The 21857-nt window shown below is 31.3% G+C and carries 19 protein-coding genes; 14 read left to right on the top strand and 5 right to left on the bottom strand.

The window, feature by feature from the left end; translation table 11 throughout:
- The first annotated feature begins 143 nt into the window (after positions 1–143).
- On the top strand, positions 144–419 hold the full coding sequence (locus tag VIM70_RS20225) for a GNAT family N-acetyltransferase (protein ID WP_331947588.1): 276 nt from the start codon (positions 144–146) through the stop codon (positions 417–419).
- Between the two features lie 49 nt (positions 420–468).
- Here VIM70_RS20225 and VIM70_RS20220 read toward each other — a convergent pair whose 3' ends face one another.
- Positions 469–1821, bottom strand: a complete 1353-nt coding sequence (locus VIM70_RS20220) for a metallophosphoesterase (protein WP_331947587.1) — start codon at positions 1819–1821, stop codon at positions 469–471.
- A 306-nt stretch (positions 1822–2127) separates the two neighbouring features.
- Here VIM70_RS20220 and VIM70_RS20215 point away from each other — a divergent pair, with 306 nt between their 5' ends.
- The 3 genes from VIM70_RS20215 (at position 2128) to VIM70_RS20205 (ending at position 5362) form a co-directional block, all read left to right on the top strand.
- Positions 2128–3531, top strand: a complete 1404-nt coding sequence (locus VIM70_RS20215; RefSeq protein WP_331947586.1) for a glutamate decarboxylase — start codon at positions 2128–2130, stop codon at positions 3529–3531.
- A 234-nt stretch (positions 3532–3765) separates the two neighbouring features.
- Positions 3766–4998: an FprA family A-type flavoprotein gene (locus VIM70_RS20210; RefSeq protein ID WP_331947585.1), complete on the top strand. Its 1233-nt coding sequence runs from the start codon at positions 3766–3768 to the stop codon at positions 4996–4998.
- Between the two features lie 22 nt (positions 4999–5020).
- Positions 5021–5362 (top strand): cupin domain-containing protein, encoded by a 342-nt coding sequence (locus VIM70_RS20205; RefSeq protein WP_331947584.1) that lies wholly within the window; start codon positions 5021–5023, stop codon positions 5360–5362.
- Between the two features lie 97 nt (positions 5363–5459).
- Here the strand turns inward: VIM70_RS20205 and VIM70_RS20200 are convergent, their stop codons facing one another.
- From VIM70_RS20200 to VIM70_RS20190, 3 genes are all read right to left on the bottom strand, one after another.
- A complete protein-coding gene (locus VIM70_RS20200; protein ID WP_331947583.1) occupies positions 5460–7082 on the bottom strand; it encodes a mannitol dehydrogenase family protein in 1623 nt (540 codons plus the stop codon).
- Positions 7083–7113: 31 nt separating this feature from the next.
- Positions 7114–8187 (bottom strand): mannonate dehydratase, encoded by a 1074-nt coding sequence (gene uxuA / locus VIM70_RS20195; protein WP_331947582.1) that lies wholly within the window; start codon positions 8185–8187, stop codon positions 7114–7116.
- A 158-nt stretch (positions 8188–8345) separates the two neighbouring features.
- Entirely contained in the window at positions 8346–9029 is a 684-nt protein-coding gene (locus VIM70_RS20190) for a GntR family transcriptional regulator (RefSeq protein WP_331947581.1), read from the bottom strand.
- A 290-nt stretch (positions 9030–9319) separates the two neighbouring features.
- Here VIM70_RS20190 and VIM70_RS20185 point away from each other — a divergent pair, with 290 nt between their 5' ends.
- The 6 genes from VIM70_RS20185 to ilvD are packed head-to-tail and all read left to right on the top strand — an operon-like array spanning position 9320 to position 16783.
- Entirely contained in the window at positions 9320–12253 is a 2934-nt protein-coding gene (locus VIM70_RS20185) for a sigma 54-interacting transcriptional regulator (protein ID WP_331947580.1), read from the top strand.
- A gap of 49 nt (positions 12254–12302) precedes the next feature.
- Positions 12303–12920: a bifunctional 4-hydroxy-2-oxoglutarate aldolase/2-dehydro-3-deoxy-phosphogluconate aldolase gene (locus VIM70_RS20180; protein WP_331947579.1), complete on the top strand. Its 618-nt coding sequence runs from the start codon at positions 12303–12305 to the stop codon at positions 12918–12920.
- 11 nt (positions 12921–12931) lie between these two features.
- On the top strand, positions 12932–13399 hold the full coding sequence (locus tag VIM70_RS20175; protein ID WP_331947578.1) for a PTS sugar transporter subunit IIA: 468 nt from the start codon (positions 12932–12934) through the stop codon (positions 13397–13399).
- A gap of 29 nt (positions 13400–13428) precedes the next feature.
- The gene (locus VIM70_RS20170) at positions 13429–13707 is read left to right on the top strand and encodes a PTS sugar transporter subunit IIB (RefSeq protein WP_331947577.1); all 279 of its coding nucleotides are present in this window, start codon (positions 13429–13431) and stop codon (positions 13705–13707) included.
- Between the two features lie 23 nt (positions 13708–13730).
- Positions 13731–15101: a PTS galactitol transporter subunit IIC gene (locus VIM70_RS20165; protein WP_331947576.1), complete on the top strand. Its 1371-nt coding sequence runs from the start codon at positions 13731–13733 to the stop codon at positions 15099–15101.
- Between the two features lie 41 nt (positions 15102–15142).
- Positions 15143–16783 (top strand): dihydroxy-acid dehydratase, encoded by a 1641-nt coding sequence (ilvD, locus tag VIM70_RS20160; protein WP_333783853.1) that lies wholly within the window; start codon positions 15143–15145, stop codon positions 16781–16783.
- A 173-nt stretch (positions 16784–16956) separates the two neighbouring features.
- On the opposite strand, the gene VIM70_RS20155 is transcribed toward ilvD, so the two are convergent.
- Complete coding sequence (locus tag VIM70_RS20155; RefSeq protein ID WP_331947575.1) at positions 16957–18951, bottom strand: FAD-dependent oxidoreductase; 1995 nt, start codon at positions 18949–18951, stop codon at positions 16957–16959.
- Between the two features lie 170 nt (positions 18952–19121).
- Here VIM70_RS20155 and VIM70_RS20150 point away from each other — a divergent pair, with 170 nt between their 5' ends.
- From VIM70_RS20150 to VIM70_RS20140, 4 genes are all read left to right on the top strand, one after another.
- Positions 19122–19667 carry a PadR family transcriptional regulator gene (locus VIM70_RS20150; protein ID WP_331947574.1) on the top strand — a complete coding sequence of 182 codons (546 nt, stop codon included), beginning with the start codon at positions 19122–19124 and terminating at the stop codon, positions 19665–19667.
- 28 nt (positions 19668–19695) lie between these two features.
- Entirely contained in the window at positions 19696–19770 is a 75-nt protein-coding gene (locus VIM70_RS23490; protein WP_414648732.1) for a small, acid-soluble spore protein, alpha/beta type, read from the top strand.
- Between the two features lie 254 nt (positions 19771–20024).
- Positions 20025–21089 (top strand): acyltransferase family protein, encoded by a 1065-nt coding sequence (locus VIM70_RS20145; protein ID WP_331947573.1) that lies wholly within the window; start codon positions 20025–20027, stop codon positions 21087–21089.
- Positions 21090–21306: 217 nt separating this feature from the next.
- On the top strand, positions 21307–21726 hold the full coding sequence (locus VIM70_RS20140; RefSeq protein WP_331947572.1) for a PilZ domain-containing protein: 420 nt from the start codon (positions 21307–21309) through the stop codon (positions 21724–21726).
- The last annotated feature ends 131 nt before the right edge of the window (positions 21727–21857 follow it).

Raw genomic sequence — 21857 nt, 5'->3', positions numbered from 1 at the left:
TCCATGCCCAATAGTATTATAATCTATAGAATTTTTAAATTTAAATAGAGCGTAATTTAAGAAAAGAGGATATAATAAAGTTAGTTTGTAAACTAATTTTATTGTAAATGATTCAATGAATAGCTAAGTAAGGAGGATTTATTATGATAGATATAAAAAAAGGAGAAAAGAGTTTTTTTGTAGGTGATAATGAAGAAGAAGCATTAGCTAAGGTAGAACTGGTACATGATGGAGATGTGATAATCATTGAGCATACTTTTGTATCTGAGCAGTTAAAAGGCCAAAATATAGGCGGACAATTGCTTAAAAAGGTTGTTGATTTTGCGAGAGAAAACAACAAAACAATAATTCCTATCTGTCCCTATGCTAAAGCTAAATTGAATAAAGATGATCAGTATTTTGATGTCTTGCACAAGTAAGCAAATGATCGGGCCTTTATTTGTTTTTTTTTTATTACTTAAAGGCCTCTTATTTTATATTAGTATAATTGGGTATATGCAATTTATTATTATCTATTCCATTATTGTATGCACTTTCTAAAAATTTTTTCAGAAAATTATCCTCATTTGACTCTAATAATTTGAAGCCCTTAGAATTTATTATTGTTTCTTTATTTTTATTTGTTGTTCCCATATTTCGTGCTTCATTCTGCATTACTTTAGTTTTAGCAACCTCTTTACTTTGCTCATCCGTAAACTCCTCGGTTAGATATAACCTACTAATTGCAGTATTATAGGTATGGCTTTCGTAGAAGTTTTTTGAATACTCGTTAAAGTTAATTAAATTTGGATCCTGCAAGTTTAATTTTTTTGCATAGCTTTGAACATCTACTTGAGAAGTACTATAGTCAAAGCCATTTTTAGGTGAATATTTTAAAATACCATATTGCTCTGGGTATACAATTAGCGCACTTGTTGCAATATCATAAATTGGACCACTACCATTATTTTGTAGCTTTATATCTTGAATATGAATATGTCCACTTAAAGCAATTCTTAAGCCTGCTTCCTTAAAAACCTTGACTGCCTCTTTGCTGTTATCAATTGTAAAATCATTAGTAATTCCCTCTACATGGTCTAATAGATTTTGGTGCATCACTGTAACAATCTTTGCATTATGATCCTTTGCAAGTTTGCTACACTTTTTTATCCAATCAAGAGTACTAGCACTGATTTTTCCTCCGGCCTCTGGATAACCAAGTTTTATATTATCTTTATATTTAGTGGTATCCAGCATTAATAACCAAGTGTCACTTGAAGGGGCTGCTAGATAACTTAAGGTGCTTTTATCTCTTAATACTGCTTCATTGTAACCAAAGTTTGCATATATTTTACTGAAATCAACATCGCTTATATAGTCTGTTTTATATTGCTTATCGCCTTTAAAGCTTCTTGCGTAAGGATTGAAAACATCATGATTTCCTGGAATCACATAAACTGCTGTACCTGAACTTTCCACTTCTTTAAGTTTCTTCGCAAGTTCTATATGACTAGCTTTTTCTCCATTTGTTGTTAAATCACCACTTAGAATTAGCACGTCAGGTCTCTTAATTTTAATATTAGCTACAAATGCATTTACGATATCTTCTATATAATTTAGTTGTCTTCCATCTCGTGTGTCTGTAAATGTCTTATAAGCTTTTCCATTGTCACTTAGACTTTTAGCTAAATAATGAATGTCTGACGCAACAAAAAACGTAACATTCTGATTTGCTTTTATTTTAGGATTAATTTTATTAGATGCTAATTTAATGGTGAAGGAAGTAAAAATAAAAGCAAGTATAAGAAGTCCTGTTATTAATAATATTTTTTTGTTTTTCATTTATATCCTCCAAAGTGGCCATCGCTTTTTCTTAGTTATAAGAGTATTTATTTTTTAAATTGCTATAACTATATTATAAACAAAAATCTTATGAAAACTCAATTCTTTTAGGATTAAATAATAATATATTGAGGATGAATTTGCTGTATTTAAAACTTGTTTACCATTAATCATACAGTAGTTGGGTAAATAGTGTGTAATGTAGAAAAAAAGGATATAATAAAGTAATGTGTACAAAGAAACTTTGTGAGATTTAATTCAGAATCAGTAAAATAATATTATGTAGAGAGTAAGGTGGAATAGAATATGGCATTGCATCGTAAGAAGAAAAATAGACAAGAAGATGGGTATAAGGATCTATATGCAAATTCAATAGCTCTGACTCAGTTGCCAAAAAATGAGTTGCCTGAAAGAACTTCTGATCCTAAAGTTATTCGGCAATTGGTGATTGATGAACTTTTCATGGATGGCAACTCACGTCAAAACCTGGCAACCTTTTGTACTACTTACATTGAAGATGAAGTTCGTGATCTCATGGATTTGTCAATTGACAAAAATATGATAGACAAAGATGAGTACCCGCAAACTGCTGAGATTGAACATCGATGTGTGAGCATATTGGCAAATCTTTGGCATTCACCTAAAAAAGAAGATACCATTGGATGTTCAACGACCGGATCTAGTGAGGCCGCAATGCTTGGTGGCTTGGCGCTGAAATGGAAGTGGCGCAAGCGACGCGTAGCGGAGGGGAAATCTACAAATAATCCTAACTTTGTATGCGGACCTGTGCAGATATGTTGGCATAAATTTGCACGGTACTTTGATGTTGAAATTAGAGAAGTTCCATTAACGCTTGATGAGTTAGGTATTAATCCAGATAAACTAAATGATTATTGCGATGAAAACACAATTGGAGTAGTGGCAACTTTGGGCAGCACATTTACGGGAATTTATGAACCTGTGGAGGAGTTAGCTAGAGCACTAGATAAAATCCAAAATGAAAGAGGCTTAGATATCCCTATTCATGTAGATGGAGCTAGCGGAGCATTTATTGCACCATTTATACAGAGTAACCTAAAGTGGGATTTTTGTATTCCTAGAGTTAAATCTATTAATGCCTCAGGTCATAAATTTGGAATGGCCCCACTTGGTGTTGGTTGGATAATTTGGAGGACTACAGATGATTTGCCTAAGGAATTAATCTTTAATGTTGATTATTTAGGAGGGCAAATGCCAACCTTTGCACTGAATTTTTCAAGGCCAGCTGGCCAAATTATTGCTCAGTACTATAATTTTTTACGATTGGGTCGTGATGGCTATACTGAAATTCAAAATGAATGTGCGAGTACTGCTCAGTATTTAGGTGAGCAATTAGGAAAAATAGATTTATTGGATATATTATATGATGGATATGGCGGTATACCAGCAGTTTGCTATGCCCTGAAAAATGAAACTACAACGGGATTTTCACTTTATGATCTTTCTGATCGTTTAAGAATGCATGGTTGGCAAATTGCATCCTATCCACTCCCAAGTAACCGTCAGAATATAACCGTGCAACGTATTTTGATTCGTCACGGGGTTAGTCGTGATATGATATTTTTACTTCTTCGTGATTTCCGTATTGAATTGGAATATTTAAAGAATAATCTTGTACTAAAAAATAATCCAGTATTAAATAATAGCGACAAAGTTAGTTTCCATCATTAATTAATACGTGAATAAGTCCTGTAACCATGGAGTGGGACTGCAATAAATAAATAAGATTTAAATGATAAACATAAAAATCACCTGTAGATATTTGAACAATATCTACAGGTGATTTTTGTTGTTATTTTAAAAATGTGATTTAAATCATATTCTTATAACTTAAATAAATATAGAATAGGGTTATAGGAAAGCAAGAACATGTGAAAATAAATTAAAGCATTGGAGGAATAGATTATGAAAAAAAATATTATGCTAGGTGAAAATATATTTTGGGTTGGTAAAGTAGATGATAGAGATGTACCTTTTCATAGATTAACATTAACTAAAGGAACTACTTATAACAGTTATTTATTAATGACTGAAAAGCCTACAGTGATTGATACTGTTGATATGAGTTTTGGAAGAGAATATATTGAAAATTTAAAAAATATAATTGCTCTTGATAAAATTAAATACATTGTAATTAATCACACTGAACCTGATCATTCTGGTGCCCTTGGAAGTTTGGCAGCTAGTGCTAAAAATGCAGTAATTGTGTGCACAAAGCTTGCTGTAGATCAACTTAAGGAAATGTACAAACTGCATAATAGAGAATTTCTAGTAGTAGGGGATGGAGATACTCTTGATATAGGAGGCAAGACACTAAAATTCATTGAAACACCGTATCTTCATACTCAGGAGACTATGATAACTTATAGCATCGAAGATAAGATTTTATTTCCTTGTGATATCTTTAGTACCCACATAGCTAATTATGAGTATTTTAATGATATGGCAAAAGAGGACATAAAGGATGATTATATTGGGTACTATAAATTGATAATGCACCCTCATAGAAGATATGTTCAGAATATGATTGAGAAAATAAAGGATTTAGACATTAAGATAATAGCACCATCCCATGGATTTATTATTAGAGATAATGTTCAAAGTTTTATAGATATTTATGATGATATGAGTAAAAATAAAGATGCAGGTAAAAAAACACTTATTTTATACTCTACGATGACAGGTAGGACAAAAAAAATTGCTACTGTAATTAAGGAGAAATTTGAAGACCAAAATATAGCTTCTGAGATTATGGATGTAAATAAGATATCAAAAGAAGATGTGATTAAAGCCATAAAAGAAGCCGATGCAATTTTCTTTGGTAGCTCCACTAAATATGCAGATATTATTGGAAATATGGAGGATGTATTGAAGAATCTTAGTGTTATGAACCTAGAAGATAAGATAGGTGCAGCATTTGGTTCTTATGGTTGGAGTGGAGAAGCTGTAGAAGTGGTTCAGGATTACTTGACGGGAAGCAATATTAAAGTTCTTAATACTTCTGATGTAATTAAGTCTACTGGTATGATTGATATAGAATTCCCAATAAGAATTAAATTTTCACCAAGTGAGGACAATCTAAAGAGTATTAAAAGGGCCATTGTATATACTGCCGATTTATTACTAAGTACAATATAAAATTAAAAGAGGAGGAATAAATATGAATGCAAAATTTTTCAAAAATATTGAGGTTGCAAAAGCATTAGGACTAAAAGAAGAGGTATTATACGTAGAGAAACAAGTTGTGAGTAAAACACTAACACAGACAAGTAACGTTAATATATCACTATTTGCTTTTGATAAAGGAGAAGAAATAAGTACACATTCAGCACCTGGAGATGCCTTAGTATATGTAACAGAAGGACAGGTAACGATAACAGTAGGAGATAATGAGCCTGTTAAAGTTTCAGAGGGTGAAATGATATTGATGCCAGCTAACATTCCTCATGGATTAATTGCTAATGAGAAATTTAAGATGATGTTAGTTATAGTTAAAGGATAGTAAATATATAGATTATATTATAAGTTTAAAGGTATAGCAAAATTTTGCTATACCTTTTATTTGTTGAAATTATGAACAATGGCCTTAGGAATTAGGTTCAAATAAAGCCATGTAAGCTGCAATATTTTTTTAAGGTAGAACGAATTGCACCTTTTCCAGCAATTAATTCACTAAAGTAAGATTCAATTTTTTCACCCAATCCTACTTCATATAAATCAACACCAAAGATCGACTTATTAGATAAAATTTTAATTAAAGTCTCATGAATATTTTGAACACTATTAAGTTTAATATCAGCTATTATTTGAGTTAATGATGAAAGCATAGGATCAGGGCTTAATTCAAATGAATTTCCTTCATCATCTATTGCCATTAAATAACGACACCATCCTGCTACAGCGAGGGGTATAAATGTTAGTTTTTTAGCATCCAAGTCAGGATTTTCAGTGTATGCTTTAATGGTCTCACCAAAACGTATACCTAATTTTTGTGAAGTATCGCTAACAATTCTTTGCGGTGTATCTGGCATAAATGGATTTGGCAAGCGTACCTTCATTACTTCATCTATAAAGTCTTTCGGTGATATAATTCCTGGGTTTACAACAACAGGTAATCCCTCTTTGTACCCTATATTTTCTATTAGTGTTACAAGCTCTTTATCTTTCATTTCCTCTGATATTTTAGTGTAAGAAAGTAGACATCCATATATAGCTAATGCTGTATGAAGAGGGTTTAAACAAGTACAAACTTTCATTTTTTCTACTTTATCTACAGTCTCTTTATCAGCAAACATAATGCCGCCTTTTTCAAGTGGAAGACGACCATTTTTAAAATTATCTTCAATAACTAAATACTGAGGTTCTTCAGCATTAACAAAGGGTGCAATATATGTGTTTTTTGAAGTCTTAATTACTTCTGTATCTTCAAACCCAATATCATTTAAGATATTTATAACAGATTCGGCTGGTCTTGGTGTAATTTTATCTATCATAGTCCATGGATAAGATATGTTTTCTGTTATATAAGTTAAAAATCCAGGTTCTACTAGTTTATTCTCAGTCCAATGTTTTGCAAATTCAGTAATAGCATTCATGAGCTTTGTGCCATTATGAGAGCAATTATCCATGCTAACCAAAGTTAAAGGTAATTTTCCATTTTTAAATCTTTCATAACATAAAGCTGTAAGTTTGCCCATATAACTTGAAGCTTTTGTTGGTTCATTATTAAAATCTTTATATACATCTTTTAAAAATTCTCCGTTTTCATTTATTAAATTATAACCTTTTTCTGTAATTGTAAAAGAAACCATTTTTAAAGATGAAGCTCTAAAGATTTCTTTTAATCTATTCCAGTCATTTAAATTATTTGTATCTATACTTAGTAATTCTGCAATACTTCCTATTACTTTTTTTTCTAAGCTACCATCAGTTTTTAAAGTTACAAGTATATTTAAATTATCAAATTTTTTATAACTTTTTTCAATTGTTTCCGTGTCATAACGCACGGCAACTATTATCCCTGTATTTAATATTCCTCTATTTAATAAATCTTGGCAAACGGCTGCTGGGAAAGCCCTGAATATATTACCTGCGCCAAAATGTACCCATTCAGGATTTTCTTTAGTATCTTTTATCATTTTATTTCGATCAAATTTAGGTAGTTCAAAACCGCTATCTTCCCAAAGCTTTTTATTTTTTAATTCTTCTTGTCTAAGTCTCAAATCATTACCGCCTTGTATTTAAATTTTTCTACTATTTAGTTTTACTTGATTTTTCAACTGCCTCTATAAGTCCATTTAAATAGGTAGCACCCAGTGCTCGATCATATAAACCGTATCCTGGCATTGCAACTTCACCCCAAATAGCACGGCCATGGTCAGGACGTACAGGTCCATCAAAGGAAGTTTCATGTAACGCTTTGATTATTTCATACATATCTAATGAACCATCTGTCGACAAATGGGCTGCTTCATCAAATTTACCTTTTGCAATATAAATTATGTTACGTACATGAGCAAAATGAATTCTTCCCTTAACGCTACGAATTATATCGCAAAGATCATTATTAGGGTTTGATCCCAGGGAGCCTGTACATAATGTAAGTCCATTAAATTTTGCATCTACTGTATTTAAGAGTTTTAAGATATTTTCTTTAGTATTTATAATTCTTGGCAAATTAAATACAGGCCATGAAGGGTCATCTGGATGAATCGCCATCATTATATTATACTTTTCACAAACTGGACGAATTTTATTTAAAAAGTATACAAGGTTATCAAATAATTTCTCATTATTAACATCTTTGTATTTTTCAAATAATTCTTTTACATATTCTAATCTTTCTGGCTCCCAACCGGGCATTACAAATCCATTACTATTTTTATCAATTTGTTCGAACATTTTCTCAGGATCAATTTTATCTATTAAATCTTGATCATATGATAAAACAGTAGAGCCATCTGATCTCATTTTAGCAAGATCTGAACGAGTCCAATCAAATACAGGCATAAAGTTATAACAAACCATATTAATACCTGCTTTTCCCAAGTTCTCTAATGTCTTAATATAATCTTCAATAAATTGTTCTCTTTCAGGTAGTCCTATTTTAATAGAATCGTGAATGTTTACACTTTCGATTCCTTCTATTTTTAATCCACTTGCTTCAACTTCTTCTTTTAATTTCAAAATATTTTCTAGTGGCCATACTTTTCCTGCTGGGATATCGTAAAGCGTTGTAATAACACCTGTAACACCCGGAATTTGTCTTATTTGTTTAAGTGTAACTGAATCATGTTTGCTACCAAACCATCTTAATGTCATTTTCATTAATTTTTCCTCCTCATATTTGTTATAATTTTGTTGATGAAAATATAAAATTATAAATAATTAGTATTTAATATTTTTGTATCCAAAGTATACTTGCATACAAGTTGAAACAAATAAATATTAGAAGTATAAACACCTTCATATTTATTTTATAATGACTATCTAAAATATGCTGGATACTGACCTATCAAAATTATTTTGTCATCGTTTACTTTTGTTAAATGTTCATTAACTACTTTTATACCTAGCGCGTAATCTTTATTTTTAATTGCATTCATAATTCTTTTATGTTGATCAACAACAATATCCATGTTCTTAGTAGATATTAAATTAAGTGCTCTTATACGATCGAAATCTCCATTCATATAATGAATTGTATTCCAAATTCGTTCTTTCCCACACCCTTTGAAAATAAGTTCATGAAATAAATTATCTAACTCTAGAGCTGCTATATAATTTTTTTTAGCTATGCAAAACTCCTGTTGATTGATATTAAATTCCAATTCAAATAGATAATCTTTGGGAAAATCTTCACAGGCCAGTTGTACAACTGCTTCTTCAAGTTTTAATCTCATAAATCTTGCTTCTTCAGCACGTTTTAAGTCAATATAAGAAACTTGAGTACCCTTTTGAGGGAAAATTTCTAACAATTCCTCAGAAACTAATTTTGCAAAAGCTTCCCTAACTGGGGTTCTACTCACATTAAGTATATTTGCAATTTCATTTTCAGAGATTGTTTCTCCTGGCTTAATATTAAGATCAATAATATTATTTCTTAATACTATATAAGTATAATTTTTTATAGAGTCAAAAGATTTCTTTTCTAACAATTCAAGATTCATAATTAAATTTTCCTTTATATTATAAATTTTTTAATTTTTATCACTAGTATACTTGCATACTAGCACTAGAAATTTAAACTGTCAATGCTAATTCTACAAAATTTGTTCTCATACCTTGTAAATTCACTATCCATATAGGGTTCATAACTAGGTTTTTAAATGTCTGTAGATGTAAGGAATAAGTTACCGATTGTAAATTAAATTAATCTGCTATAATATGAAGTGAATTATAATTATAGGAATAATAAGTATGAAAGAGACTAATGTAGGGTTACTGGGAGGTAGTACAGATGATAAATATGGAACTTAAGATTATGGAGATAATAAATTATGAAGATAAGAAAAACCCATATACCGATGAAGCTATTTCAAAACAGCTTAAAATTCTAAGGGAAACTGTTACAGAATACAGAAAAGAGCAATGCATTGAGGATTCAAGGCAACGGAGAAAAGAGTTAATAATTAAGGATGCGTTGGAAATTTTAAAAAAGGATAAAAAAATGTCAGATAGAAACTTTACAAAAGAGCTCAATATCAAAGGTTATAGAATTGAACGGTTTGCAGCTTCTAATATTAGAAAAGAGGCTAGTAGCTTTTTAGATAAGGAGGTTAATAAGTTAACCATTGAAAATGAAATCAATTGTAATGAAAAATTAATTAAAGAAAAGAAAATTGATCCTTTCGAGTTATTAATAGGATATGAAGGTAGCCTAAAAATTCTGGTTAATCAAGCTAAGGCAGCAATTTTATATCCGCCAAAAGGTCTTCATACTTTACTTCTTGGACCATCAGGTGTGGGGAAAAGTTATATAGCTGAAATAATGTATGCTTTTGCGAAAACCACAAAAAACTTTACCGCGGAATCACCTTTTATGGTATTTAATTGTGCTGATTATGCTGATAATCCACAATTATTGTTGTCACAGTTATTTGGACATGCAAAGGGTGCGTTTACAGGTGCTAATGATTTGAAAAAGGGGGTCGTTGAGTTATGTCAAGGAGGAATATTGTTTCTCGACGAAATTCATAGGCTTCCAAAAGAAGGTCAAGAAATACTTTTTTATTTGCTTGATAAAGGTAAATTCAGAAGGCTAGGGGAAACAGAGATATCGAGGGAAAGTAAGTTAATGATTATTGCAGCAACTACTGAAAGTCCGGAGAACTCATTACTTTTAACTTTTAGAAGAAGAATACCTATGATAATTGAAATACCATCCATTAGTACTAGGGCATATAATGAAAGATTTAATATAATAAAGAGTTTCTTTAGAAATGAAAGTATTAGAATAGGTAAAAATATTTTTATTGGAAGAGATGTTATTAAATCCTTTATGACCTATGATTGTCCAGGAAATATAGGTCAACTAAAAAGTGATATTCAGGTTTGTTGTGCGAAAGGTTTTTTATATTCTACTCTTAACAATAAGGAAAAGGTTAAGGTTACCTTCCAGCATGTACCCGATTATATAAAAGAGCAGGTTCTAAATTTAAACAAAAAAGATGAAAAACTTGAAAAGTATATTTGCAAAGATATAATAGCGTCCCCCACAGGAGTAGAAATACTATACAGGGATGAAAATAATTCTATGGAAAAAAACAATATATATCAATTCATAGAGGATAGATACAAGGAACTAAAAACAGAGGGCTATAGTGATAAGAATATTAACAAGGTGATTGGTCAACAGGTGGAGGGAGAGCTTACGAGGGTTGCATCTTTTATAAATTCAGCAACTACAAATAAACAAGAGCTTGTTAATATAATTGGATCAGATATTTTTAAAATTACAGAGGATATTTACAAATTAGCAAAAGTACATATAAATGGACTGCAGAAAAAAATAATTTATCCACTAGCAATTCATTTAAGTTCCACTTATGATAGGTTATTAAATGGCCGAAACGTAGTTAATCCTAATTTACAAATGGTTAAGGATAAATATAAAAAGGAATATAATGTTGCCACAAAGATGGCGATATTAATTAATAATGAGTTAAAAATTAATTTACCAGATGATGAAATCGGATTTATTGCTTTATACTTAAAACACTTTCAACAGAAAAATGATATAAATGAGGGAAGGGTTGGAGTAATAGTATTATCTCATGGTAGAGTAGCCAGCGGAATGGCAGAAGTGGCTAATAGGTTGCTGGGAGTAAATCAAGCAGTAGGACTAGAGATGGATCTGAGTGATTCTCCTGATATAATGCTTGAAAAAAGTATTAAACTTGTTCAAAAGGTCAACCAAGGTAAAGGTTGCGTTTTATTGGTAGACATGGGTTCCTTAACAACATTCGGAGATATAATTACTGAAAAAACAGGAATAGCAACAAGAGTAATTTCCAGAGTGGATACCTTAATGGTTTTAGAATGTGTTAGGCGTGCACTGCTGCCTGAATATACTTTAGATAGCGTTGCAGATGGGATAGTCAAAAAAGATAATTTCTCTAGAGGTTCCAATATAGAAGGGACGAATATGTCTAAAGCTATAATTACGGTATGTATAACAGGTGAAGGATCTGCTAAAAAAGTAAAAGAATATATCGAAAATTCATTAAGTGAAAGTATTAAGGATATTGATATCATTCCCATAGGGTATATAAATAACATGGATATTACAGCAACTATTGAAAAAATTTCAAAGTATAAAGAAATTTTAGCAATTGTAGGAACTATAAACCCTGAATTTAAAGAAGTACCTTTTATTTCAGTAGAACAACTAGTAACAGGTAAAGCGATTGGAAGGCTTAAGAAATTAATTAATAATGAAAAATTATTAATTAATAACCTATCTGAAGTAATTCAACCTGAAATGATAACTATTAATAAAAGTTACAAATATAAAGATGAAGTTTTAGACGATATGATAGGTGCATTGGTAGAAGCTACTTATGTAGAAGACGGTTTCTTGCTAAGCGTATATAAAAGAGAGACGTTAGGGGCCACATATTTAAAGGGCGGAATAGCTATTCCACATGGAGATGGCAAGTTTGTTACGAAACCAACCATAGTAATTACAAAGCTCGCCAAACCCATAAGTTGGGACGGAGTAAATGATGTGGATTTAATTTGCCTTATTGCTTTAAAAGAAAATTCAAAGGAATATTTTGAACAATTCTATAGGGTAATCTCCAGTAGTGAAGCGCTTGCGAAGATAAAGGAAGCTAAAGATAAAGAAGAAATTATGGAGATTTTGTTTGAGAATACAATAACATCCAAATAATTGGCATTTAAATTGCTCTATATAATAGTAATACTAAGGAGGTAGAAAAATGGACATTAAAAACTTCCCCAAGATTACTATTATTTTGCGTGGATACAATTTTTCACAGGCAAGAACAGTAATGAAAGCATTAGCTGGAAGTAGTATAAAAGCAGTAGAAATTACAATGAACACTCCCAGTGCATTAGATATGATAAGTAAACTAACAAGTGAGTTTGGAAGCACAATACTTATAGGTGCTGGTACTGTAATTACTTTAGAGCAAGCGACGGACGCGATTAAGGCAGGAGCAAAATTTATTCTTTCTCCAGTTATGCTTACTAAGGAAATAATTGATTTATGTAAGAAACACTCAGTAATATCAGTTCCAGGAACTATGACTCCAACAGAAATCTATAAATCTTTTAAGGATGGAGCAGATATAATTAAAGTATTTCCGGCTATAAGTTGTGGCATGAAATTTTTTAATGGGGTAAAGGCACCACTTGGAGATTTGCCACTGATGGCTGTTGGCGGGGTTACAAAAGACAATGCAAAAGAATTTTTAAACAGTGGTGTTGATTTTCTCGGAATAGGATCAGGTATATTCAATAAAGAAGATATAATCAATGAAAACCTTGAGGGATTAATAAAATCAGTAGGCGAATTTGAAAAAAAGATAGAGTAGGGGATGAATAAATGAGTTCAGAATTATATTTTGAAAAAGACCTAGTGTTTAGTGATTTAGAATTCGCAAATAATGTGGAAGCATTAAAATTCTTATCCTCAAAGCTATATGAAAAGGGTTATGTAAAAGAAGGGTATCAGCAAGCTATTTTAGATAGAGAGAAAGAATATCCTACAGCACTACCATCATTAGATATTAAAATAGCTATACCTCATGCAAATCATATGTTAGTAAATAAAGCAGCTTTAGCTATAGGAATTCTTAGAAATCCAGTAGAATTTAGCTCAATGGAAGATCCTGATATAAAGTTAAATGTACAGATTATAATTATGCTGGCCCTAAATGAACCTCATGGGCATATTGAAATGTTACAGAAAATAGTTAAGCTTATAAAAAAGCCAGAGGTATTAAAAGCAATAATTAATGCGACTTCTATTGAGGAAGTTATGAATAAATTAGAACCATATTTAATCAAATAATAAATATAACATAAATGGAGGAATTTAAAATGAAAAGAGTATTAGTAGCTTGTGGAAATGGAATTGCGACATCGACGGTAGTTGCAATTAAAATTAGAGAAATATGTGAAGAACAAGGTGTGGCTGTAACAGTATCTCAATGTAAACTTTTAGAAGTGCAATCAAAGGTTTCAGATTATGATTTATTAGTAACTACAGGTAAATTTGATGCATCTGAAATAGATATTAAAGTAATAGGGGCGATATCTCTACTAACTGGTGTAGGGGAAGAAGAAACATTAGAAGAAATAGTAAACGTTTTAAAATAATCTTAAGTTAAGGGGGTTCATTAATGATTTATAGTATTTTTAATGTTTTACTAAAGGCAGGTCCAACAGTAATGTTGCCAGTAATTATGTTTTTTATAGGACTTATATTTAGGGTTAAACCTGCAAAAGCTTTTAGATCCGGGTTAACAATAGGAATAGGGTTTGCAGGTATTAAATTAATAATAGGTCTTTTATCATCAAATTTAGGTCCAGCTGCACAAGCAATGGTTAAAAACTTTGGAATAAAATTAGACGTATTAGATGTAGGTTGGGGTGCGATAGCAGCTATAACCTGGTCATCACCAATAATTCCAATCTTAATATTTTCAGTATTAATTACTAATGTTGTAATGCTTGTTCTTAGGAAGACCAACACTTTAGACGTTGATATATGGAATTATCACCATATGGCTATTGTTGGTGTAATGACTTATTTTGTTACAAAAAATATTGGACTCGGAATAGCTGCAACTGTGACAATGGGTATAGTTGTATTTAAAATGTCAGATTGGTCAGAACATCTTGTAAGTGGATATTTTGAACTTCCTGGAGTGTCACTGCCAACAGTATCAGCCCTTTCTTCTCTAATTATAGCAGTACCTTTAAATTGGCTTTTAGACAAAATACCTGGTATAAATAAAATAACATTTCAGGCTAAAGACGCAAAAAAATATCTAGGACTTTTCGGAGAACCAATGATGATGGGACTTATTCTAGGCGGAGTTATAGGAGCCTTAGCCAAATATGATATAACTAAGATACTTACTGTAGCAGTTAACATGGCCGCTGTAATGGTACTTATTCCTAAAATGACATCTTTATTCATGGAAGGATTAATGCCAATTTCAGAAGCTGCAAAAAAACTAACAAAAGAAAAATTTAAAGGAAGAAAGTTCTTAATAGGACTTGATGCTGCCGTAGTTGTAGGAAATTCAGAGGTTATTACTACCTCATTAATAATAATACCTTTAACAATTGCACTAGCTGTAATTCTTCCAGGTAACAGAGTATTACCTTTTGCGGATTTAGCAGTAGTACCTTTTAGAATAGCATTGGTAGTTGCACTAACTGATGGAAATATACTTAAGAATATTATTATTGGTTTAGCATGTATGGGTGCAATACTATTAGCGGGTACTAACTCTGCACACGATATGACCAACTTAGCAAAATCTTCTGGTATAGACTTGTCTCTTGCAGCTGGTGCACTTATTTCCTCCTTTGCTGCAACAAGTTTAACTCTTAGTTTCATAGTATATAAAGTATTTACAGGTAATGTATTTATAAATTTACCTATATTCATTGTAGTATTTATAGCGATATGGATTTATATTGAAGTAATAAAGAAGAAAAAACAACTTGAAGTAGAACCTAATGCTAATTTTACAGAATAGATAGTGTAAGTATTATCTTAGAGATTATGGAGGGATAAAATATGATACAAAGAGCAATTGATAAATTGGAACCATTTCAAAGAGCAATTTCAAAGGCTCATCTTGCTTCAGCAGGGATATCGATAGATGCATTAGATAAAAAGCCATTGATCGCTATTTGCAACAGCTGGAATGAGGTTTGTCCAGGACATGAACCTTTAAGAAAGCTGGCAGAAGAAGTTAAAAAAGGTGTTTATGAAGCAGGTGGACAACCTATTGAATTTAATACCATAGCTATGTGTGATGGTATTGCACAAGGACATCCGGGTATGAAATATTGTTTACCTCATAGAGAAATAATTGCAGATTCTGTTGAGGCAATGGTAGTTGGAGAAGGAATATTTGATGGAATGGTTATGCTAACTGGATGTGATAAAATCACTCCAGCTATGCTTCAAGCAGCAGCACGTATAAATATTCCTACTACTATAGTTACTTCTGGGCCAAGTGTTCCAGAGATTACACCTAATGAGTCAAAGGATTTACGCTCTAAGTTTTTAAGTGGTGAAATAACTGAACGTGAACTAATTGAAGGTACTTTGAAATATTATACGGGCCCTGGTATATGCCCATTCTTAGGCACAGCTAATACAATGAATGCATTAACTGAAGCCCTTGGAATGATGTTAGCTGGGACTAGTTTAATACCTGCTGGTTCAAGTTTTAGAAGATTTGCTGCAAGAAATTCAGGAATTGAAATCATGAGACTGGTAGAAGAGGGTATAACACCAAGAAAAATAATGACGAAGGAAGCACTGCATAATGCAATAGTGTTACTAACTGCAGTAGGTGGTTCTTTAAATGCATTTTTACATTTACCAGCACTAGCAGCAGAACTAGAACTAAAGCTGCCTTGGAGTGATTTTTCAGAAATTAGTTCTAAGACTCCCGTGCTTTGTGGTATAACTCCTAATGGTAATCAAACAGTGGTTGATCTTAACCGCGGCGGAGGAATACCTTCAGTACTACGTGAGCTAAAATCACTTTTAAAGTTAGAGGCTATTACAGTAGATGGAAAGAATATAGGACAAATTATTGAAGAAGCAAAAGACGGGGATAGAAATGTAATAAGAGCTTTTAATAACCCAATACAAGCGGCCGATGGTATACAAATTCTTTATGGAAATTTAGCTCCAAATGGTGCTTTAGTTAAGACCTCTGCAGTTCCTAAAGAGCAGAGAGATTTTGTAGGAAAAAGCATTGTGTTCAATAGTGAAGAAGAGTGTCATAAGGCTTATAAGGATGGAAAAATTAAACCGGGACACATAGTTGTTGTAAGATATGAAGGTCCTAAAGGTGGACCAGGAATGAGAGAATTACATCGCGTAACAGAGATACTTAAAAAAATACCAAATACTGCAGTAATTACAGATGGACGTTTTTCTGGAGCAAGTGGTGGATTAAGTGTTGGATACATTTGTCCTGAAGCTGCCGAATGTGGACCTATAGCATTAGTTAAGGATGGAGATATAATAAAAATAAATCTTAAAAAGGAAATTATGATGTTAGAAGTTTCTGAAGAAGAAATGGAAATTAGAAGATCAAAATGGACTTATGTAACAAAAGAGTGTGGTAGAGGAGTGTTACCGCGATATGCGCAGCAAGTTTCTTCTGCATTGGAAGGCGCTATTTTAAAACACTAGAATATTAAAAATAATGATTAACAAACAATAACTTCCAATTATTTTTACGCCCCTTGAGGTCGCAATATAAATTGGAAGTTATTGTTTTACTCAAACTGTTGAACAAATGAGTATTCAAATTTGTGAGGTTTTTATAATTAATCATTAAACCTTTGAAACTAAGTTCTGCTTAATTATATATGGTTTGCAACTTCATAAGCATCCCAAATACCATACATGATATTAGAAACCTTTCGTGCGTCTCCTAAAAGATAGATTTCTGGGACTTCAAATTCTAGTTCTTTATATAAATAATTTTCCTCTTTGTATCCTACAGAAAGTATTACTGAATCACATTCAATCTTCTCAATTCCATCTTTTGTTTCAATTTCAAGCATTCCATCTTTATATGCTTTCACCTTTGAATCTGTTTTTACATCAATATTATTGAATGGAATTAATTTCTCAAGCATTTCACTATTCGCAGAACATAAGGGTCCATTCAATGCAAGTAATTTATTTAGAGCCTCTACAATAGTTACATTTTTACCTTTTTTAGCAAGGTATAGAGCAGTTTCACATCCAACTAGGCCACCACCAACTACAACTGTTGTACTCTTACAGTCTTTCTTTCCAAGTAAAACATCTACTGCTGTAAATACTTTTTTATCATCTCCCAGAGGAAATACTTTTGGAGTAGATCCTGTGGCGATTATTACACTATCGAAATTAGCATTTAAAATTTGTTCTTTTGTAACTTCGATATTTAAATTAACATGAACCTTTAATTCTTTTAATGTATTTTCATACCAATTAGCTAAAGCAATATCATCTTCTTTAAAGTCGGGTACTCCACCTGGTATAAGATTTCCACCTAATCTATTATTCTTCTCATAAATAATTGCCTCATGACCTCTAAGGGTCAAAACTCTTGCTGCTTCACATCCGGCTACTCCACCGCCAACTATTAAAACTTTTTTCTTCTTCAATATTGGTGTAAGTGCATTATCTTTTTCCCTACATGCTTGAGGATTAACAGCACAGTTAATCATTGAATAATGCTGAATACGTCCCATACATCCTTCTTGGCATGAAATGCAAGGCCTGATTGATTTGCAATTGCTACTTCTTAATTTATTTACATAATCAGGATCTGCAAGTAATGGTCTACCAAGACTTATAATATCACAAGTCCCATTTTCAATAGCCTCCAGAGCCATATCTGGGTTGTCCATTCTTCCCGCACACATAATAGGTACGTCTACTGTTTCTTTCATTAATTTAGCATATGGTCTATATAATCCCTTATCTTGATACATTGGTGGATGACTCCACCACCATGAATCGTAAGATCCAACATCGGTGTCTAAAGAATCGTATCCATAGGAAACAAGTAGTTTAGCAGCTTTAATTCCTTCTTCAAGGTCTCTACCTTTTTCAACAAACACTTCGCCAGGAAGTGCTCCGTCTCTGAGATCTTTAATAAAACTCTTTGGTGAATACCTAAGAACTACAGGGAAATCTTCCCCACATCTTTTCTTAATTTCTTGAACTATTTCACGGGCAAAACGAAGCCTATTATCTAAGCTTCCACCATATTCATCAGTTCTATGATTAAATAATGACATAGCAAACTGGTCTATAAGATATCCTTCATGAACGGCATGAATTTCTATTCCATCAAAGCCAGCTCTTTTTGCATTATAAGCACCATCTCCAAACTTTTTAACAATAGATTTAATTTCGTCTATTGTTATTTCTCGACAAGTTTTATCCAGCCATCTGTGCTGAATTGGCGATGGTGCAATTGGTGGAAATTCTCCAAGGTTAGTAGGGATAGTAACTCTACCAAATCCACCTGACATTTGAAGAAACACTTTTGCATTATATGCATGTATTCTTTCAGTCATTTCTTTTCCTGTTCTAACAAATTGAACTGGGTTATATGTAGAACATGGGCAATTTGGCATACCATGTTCTTCGACTTTGTTATCCACAAAAGTAACACCCGTAATAATTAGACCTGTGCCACCTTTTGCTCTCTCAGTATAATAATCAATTCCTCTTTGATTAAATCCACCTTCACTATCAGCTAGTCCAAGCGGACCCATTGGTGCTAATGCAAAACGATTTTTTATTTCACATTTTCCTATATTAATTGGTTCAAATAATTTTTTATATTTATTCATGGAAAACCTCCTAAATTAAATGTTAAGCAATGTTTAACTATGCCAAGCTTTAATATGTATTATATTATTTATACTTAAACATGTCAATGTATACATGTTTGTTATAATAGTATTTTATTTTAAGCTTAGTAATGGTAAAATAATAATTACAAAGAATGAGGTGTTACTATATGAGAATTTTAAAATACGCAATTTTAGGATTAATTAACAGAAAGCCATTAACAGGCTATGATATAGCAAAAGAATTTAATAATGGACTAGTTGATTTTTGGTATGCAAAACATAGTCAAATTTATCCGGAATTAAAGAAACTAACTGATGAAGATCTACTTTCATACGAAATTATCATCCAAGGTGAAAAGCTAGAAAAAAAATTATATACTATAACTGAAAAGGGAAAGACCTGTTTGCAAAAATGGCTTGCAAAAGATGAACCTTTAGAACCAACCCCTAAAGATATTTTCAGGCTTAAAGCATATTTTTGCGATGAAATGGATAATGATACTTTATTAAGACAATTTCAAAGCGGATTAAACAAACATTCTTATAAATTACAATATCTAGAAAAATGTATGGAAGAACTCTTGAAGAAAAAAGCTGTATTAAAGGTATCTTCTCCTAATTTCGGTGATTATATTGTTTTAAATGGTGCTATTATGAGAGAAAAGGCTTATATAAACTGGCTTGAGGATTGTATTGAAAAGATATCTTTATAAACTTTAGACCTTATTACTTTAGAAAAGTATGAATAAAAGGCTGTGTTCAGTAGGCGGACAAATGGTTAAAAAAATGGTTGAAGCATACGAAAAGAATTTATAATAAGAAAAGTCTAGCGTAATTGCTAGACTTTTTTTACGTAGTTTCGTAATAAATAATGGGAATTGGGTGGAAATTTAAGAGAAGTCGCTAATACTGTTGTGTAATAGGTAGCAGGTCGTGTAAATCATCTTAAATTAGTTATTACTCCTCTCTATTATATGATAAAATGTAAACTATATTGTTATAATATAGTTTATATTGTCGTAATATAGATTATATTGTAAATAAGAAATAAATAGGAGGAATTAATTAGCATGAAAATAAAAAGGTTGAATTGGATTGACATGGCAAAGGGATTTGCAATGATATTAGTTATGTTTGGACATGCCCCCATTTCATTGCGTATTCGTGCAGAGATATACACCTTTCATTTGCCATTATTTTTCTTTGTGTCGGGATACTTATTTTCAAACGTAAAATATAATAATTTCAAAGCTTTTTTTAAAAAGAGATTTATAACGATAGGTATACCATATTTTTGTTTTTCTTTTATAGAGTATATATATTTTTTTGTAGCAAATAACAAACAAAATGTTAGTCCTTTACAATCACTCATTGGGACACTCATACCATTAAGATATAACAATGGTACTTTGCACAATGGAACACTGTGGTTTATAGTTTGTTTGTTTATGTCTGAATTAATATTTTTCTTAATAGTAAAATATTCTAAAAATGATAAAAAGAAAATTATTGTCGGTTTAGTAGTTTGTGCAATTATAGGAGTCTTTTACAACATTTATATTAAAAAACCATTACCTTGGAGTATCGATGTAGCTTTTATTGCTGTAGTATTTTATGGAATGGGTTATTTAATTAAAGGGATAGAAAACAAAGTAGAAAGACTTGTGAATATAAAATATTTAATTCTATTTTTAATTGCTAATGTACTTTTAGGACATCTAAATATTCGTTATTTAAATACTAATGTGGACATGGCAGCTAGTAGATATGGTAATTATTTTTTATTCTTTATGGCAGCCTTTTGTGGAATTATGGCATCATTAATATTTTGCAGATTATTACCAAAATTGAGGATATTAATATATGTAGGTAAAAATAGTATAATATTTATGGCGATCCATCAAATGATACTATATCCTATTATAGATAAATTAATAACGCCTATTAGTTTTCTAACTAGTCAGAAATCATATATAATAGCACTGAATGGTATAATACATGTTGGAGTAACTATGTTAGTCATGATTCCAATAATTTATGTAATTAACAATTACATGCCATTTATATTAGGTAAAGGATTTTCAAAGAAGGTTATAAAATTAAATGATATATCCACAACAGATAAGACACAATAGGAATTTGCTATTGAAAATACTAAAGGGAGTTCACTGAGTAAAGTGAACTCCCTTTGTATTTTTAATTGGGTAGCCTAATGGATAAATTATGTTAGCTAATTCTATATTAAAATAAGAGTTATTACATATTTATATGGTATAATTATGAAAATAAGATAAATATTTCAATAAAACTTTCACGCAATAATATATTTCCATTAAGAAGGGAAGGTATTTTATGGAAACAAGAGATATTAGAAAATCTGTTAGAATCGAATGTAAAACACCGATTTGTACGCAAATTTCTATTGTTAAATTTAATAATAAAATAGTTACTACAGGAAAGGGTAATATTTGTGTAGAAAATATCAGCTCGGGTGGTCTTAAGTTTCTGTTTAGTTTAAATCTTCCAGTAAGTGATGTTATGGTTATTGAGTTTAAGTTGATTATTGAACAAGTAAGTACTGCTTTTTATGGTTATATTGTAAGAAAAGAAGAAATAGATAGAGGTATATATAGATATGGAGTTCAGTTTATTAATAAGGCTTATGGTAGTGAACAGTTCATAAAAAAGCTTAATGATTTAAATAAAGAGGGTATTTTAAAGAATTCCGAACTTTGTACATGTGAAGTAGTAGATTGTATTAGCTATAAATGAGCGAAAATGATTCCACCAATTTCCATATATCAAAAAAAGAAAAACATCTATGCATTCTCCTGTTATAATTAAGTCACTACACAAAACATAACTAAGGAGAAAACATAAATGTTTAACAACTCAATTGTAAC

The sequence above is a fragment of the Clostridium sp. genome (assembly GCF_036569345.1).
Taxonomy (GTDB): Bacteria; Bacillota; Clostridia; order Clostridiales; family Clostridiaceae; genus Clostridium_AD.
Note: the sequence above shows the minus strand (reverse complement) of the source record. Positions and strands in the feature narration are given on the sequence as shown.

Coding starts and splice junctions, on each gene's coding strand:
- VIM70_RS20210 (WP_331947585.1), top strand. CDS start 3,766: ATGAAAAAAAATATTATGCTAGGTGAAAATATATTTTGGGTTGGTAAA.
- VIM70_RS20220 (WP_331947587.1), bottom strand. CDS start 1,821: ATGAAAAACAAAAAAATATTATTAATAACAGGACTTCTTATACTTGCT.
- VIM70_RS20165 (WP_331947576.1), top strand. CDS start 13,731: ATGATTTATAGTATTTTTAATGTTTTACTAAAGGCAGGTCCAACAGTA.
- uxuA (WP_331947582.1), bottom strand. CDS start 8,187: ATGAAAATGACATTAAGATGGTTTGGTAGCAAACATGATTCAGTTACA.
- VIM70_RS20185 (WP_331947580.1), top strand. CDS start 9,320: ATGATAAATATGGAACTTAAGATTATGGAGATAATAAATTATGAAGAT.
- VIM70_RS20145 (WP_331947573.1), top strand. CDS start 20,025: ATGAAAATAAAAAGGTTGAATTGGATTGACATGGCAAAGGGATTTGCA.
- VIM70_RS20150 (WP_331947574.1), top strand. CDS start 19,122: ATGAGAATTTTAAAATACGCAATTTTAGGATTAATTAACAGAAAGCCA.
- VIM70_RS20190 (WP_331947581.1), bottom strand. CDS start 9,029: ATGAATCTTGAATTGTTAGAAAAGAAATCTTTTGACTCTATAAAAAAT.
- VIM70_RS20180 (WP_331947579.1), top strand. CDS start 12,303: ATGGACATTAAAAACTTCCCCAAGATTACTATTATTTTGCGTGGATAC.
- VIM70_RS20155 (WP_331947575.1), bottom strand. CDS start 18,951: ATGAATAAATATAAAAAATTATTTGAACCAATTAATATAGGAAAATGT.
- VIM70_RS20225 (WP_331947588.1), top strand. CDS start 144: ATGATAGATATAAAAAAAGGAGAAAAGAGTTTTTTTGTAGGTGATAAT.
- VIM70_RS20170 (WP_331947577.1), top strand. CDS start 13,429: ATGAAAAGAGTATTAGTAGCTTGTGGAAATGGAATTGCGACATCGACG.
- VIM70_RS20175 (WP_331947578.1), top strand. CDS start 12,932: ATGAGTTCAGAATTATATTTTGAAAAAGACCTAGTGTTTAGTGATTTA.
- VIM70_RS20215 (WP_331947586.1), top strand. CDS start 2,128: ATGGCATTGCATCGTAAGAAGAAAAATAGACAAGAAGATGGGTATAAG.
- VIM70_RS20140 (WP_331947572.1), top strand. CDS start 21,307: ATGGAAACAAGAGATATTAGAAAATCTGTTAGAATCGAATGTAAAACA.
- ilvD (WP_333783853.1), top strand. CDS start 15,143: ATGATACAAAGAGCAATTGATAAATTGGAACCATTTCAAAGAGCAATT.
- VIM70_RS20205 (WP_331947584.1), top strand. CDS start 5,021: ATGAATGCAAAATTTTTCAAAAATATTGAGGTTGCAAAAGCATTAGGA.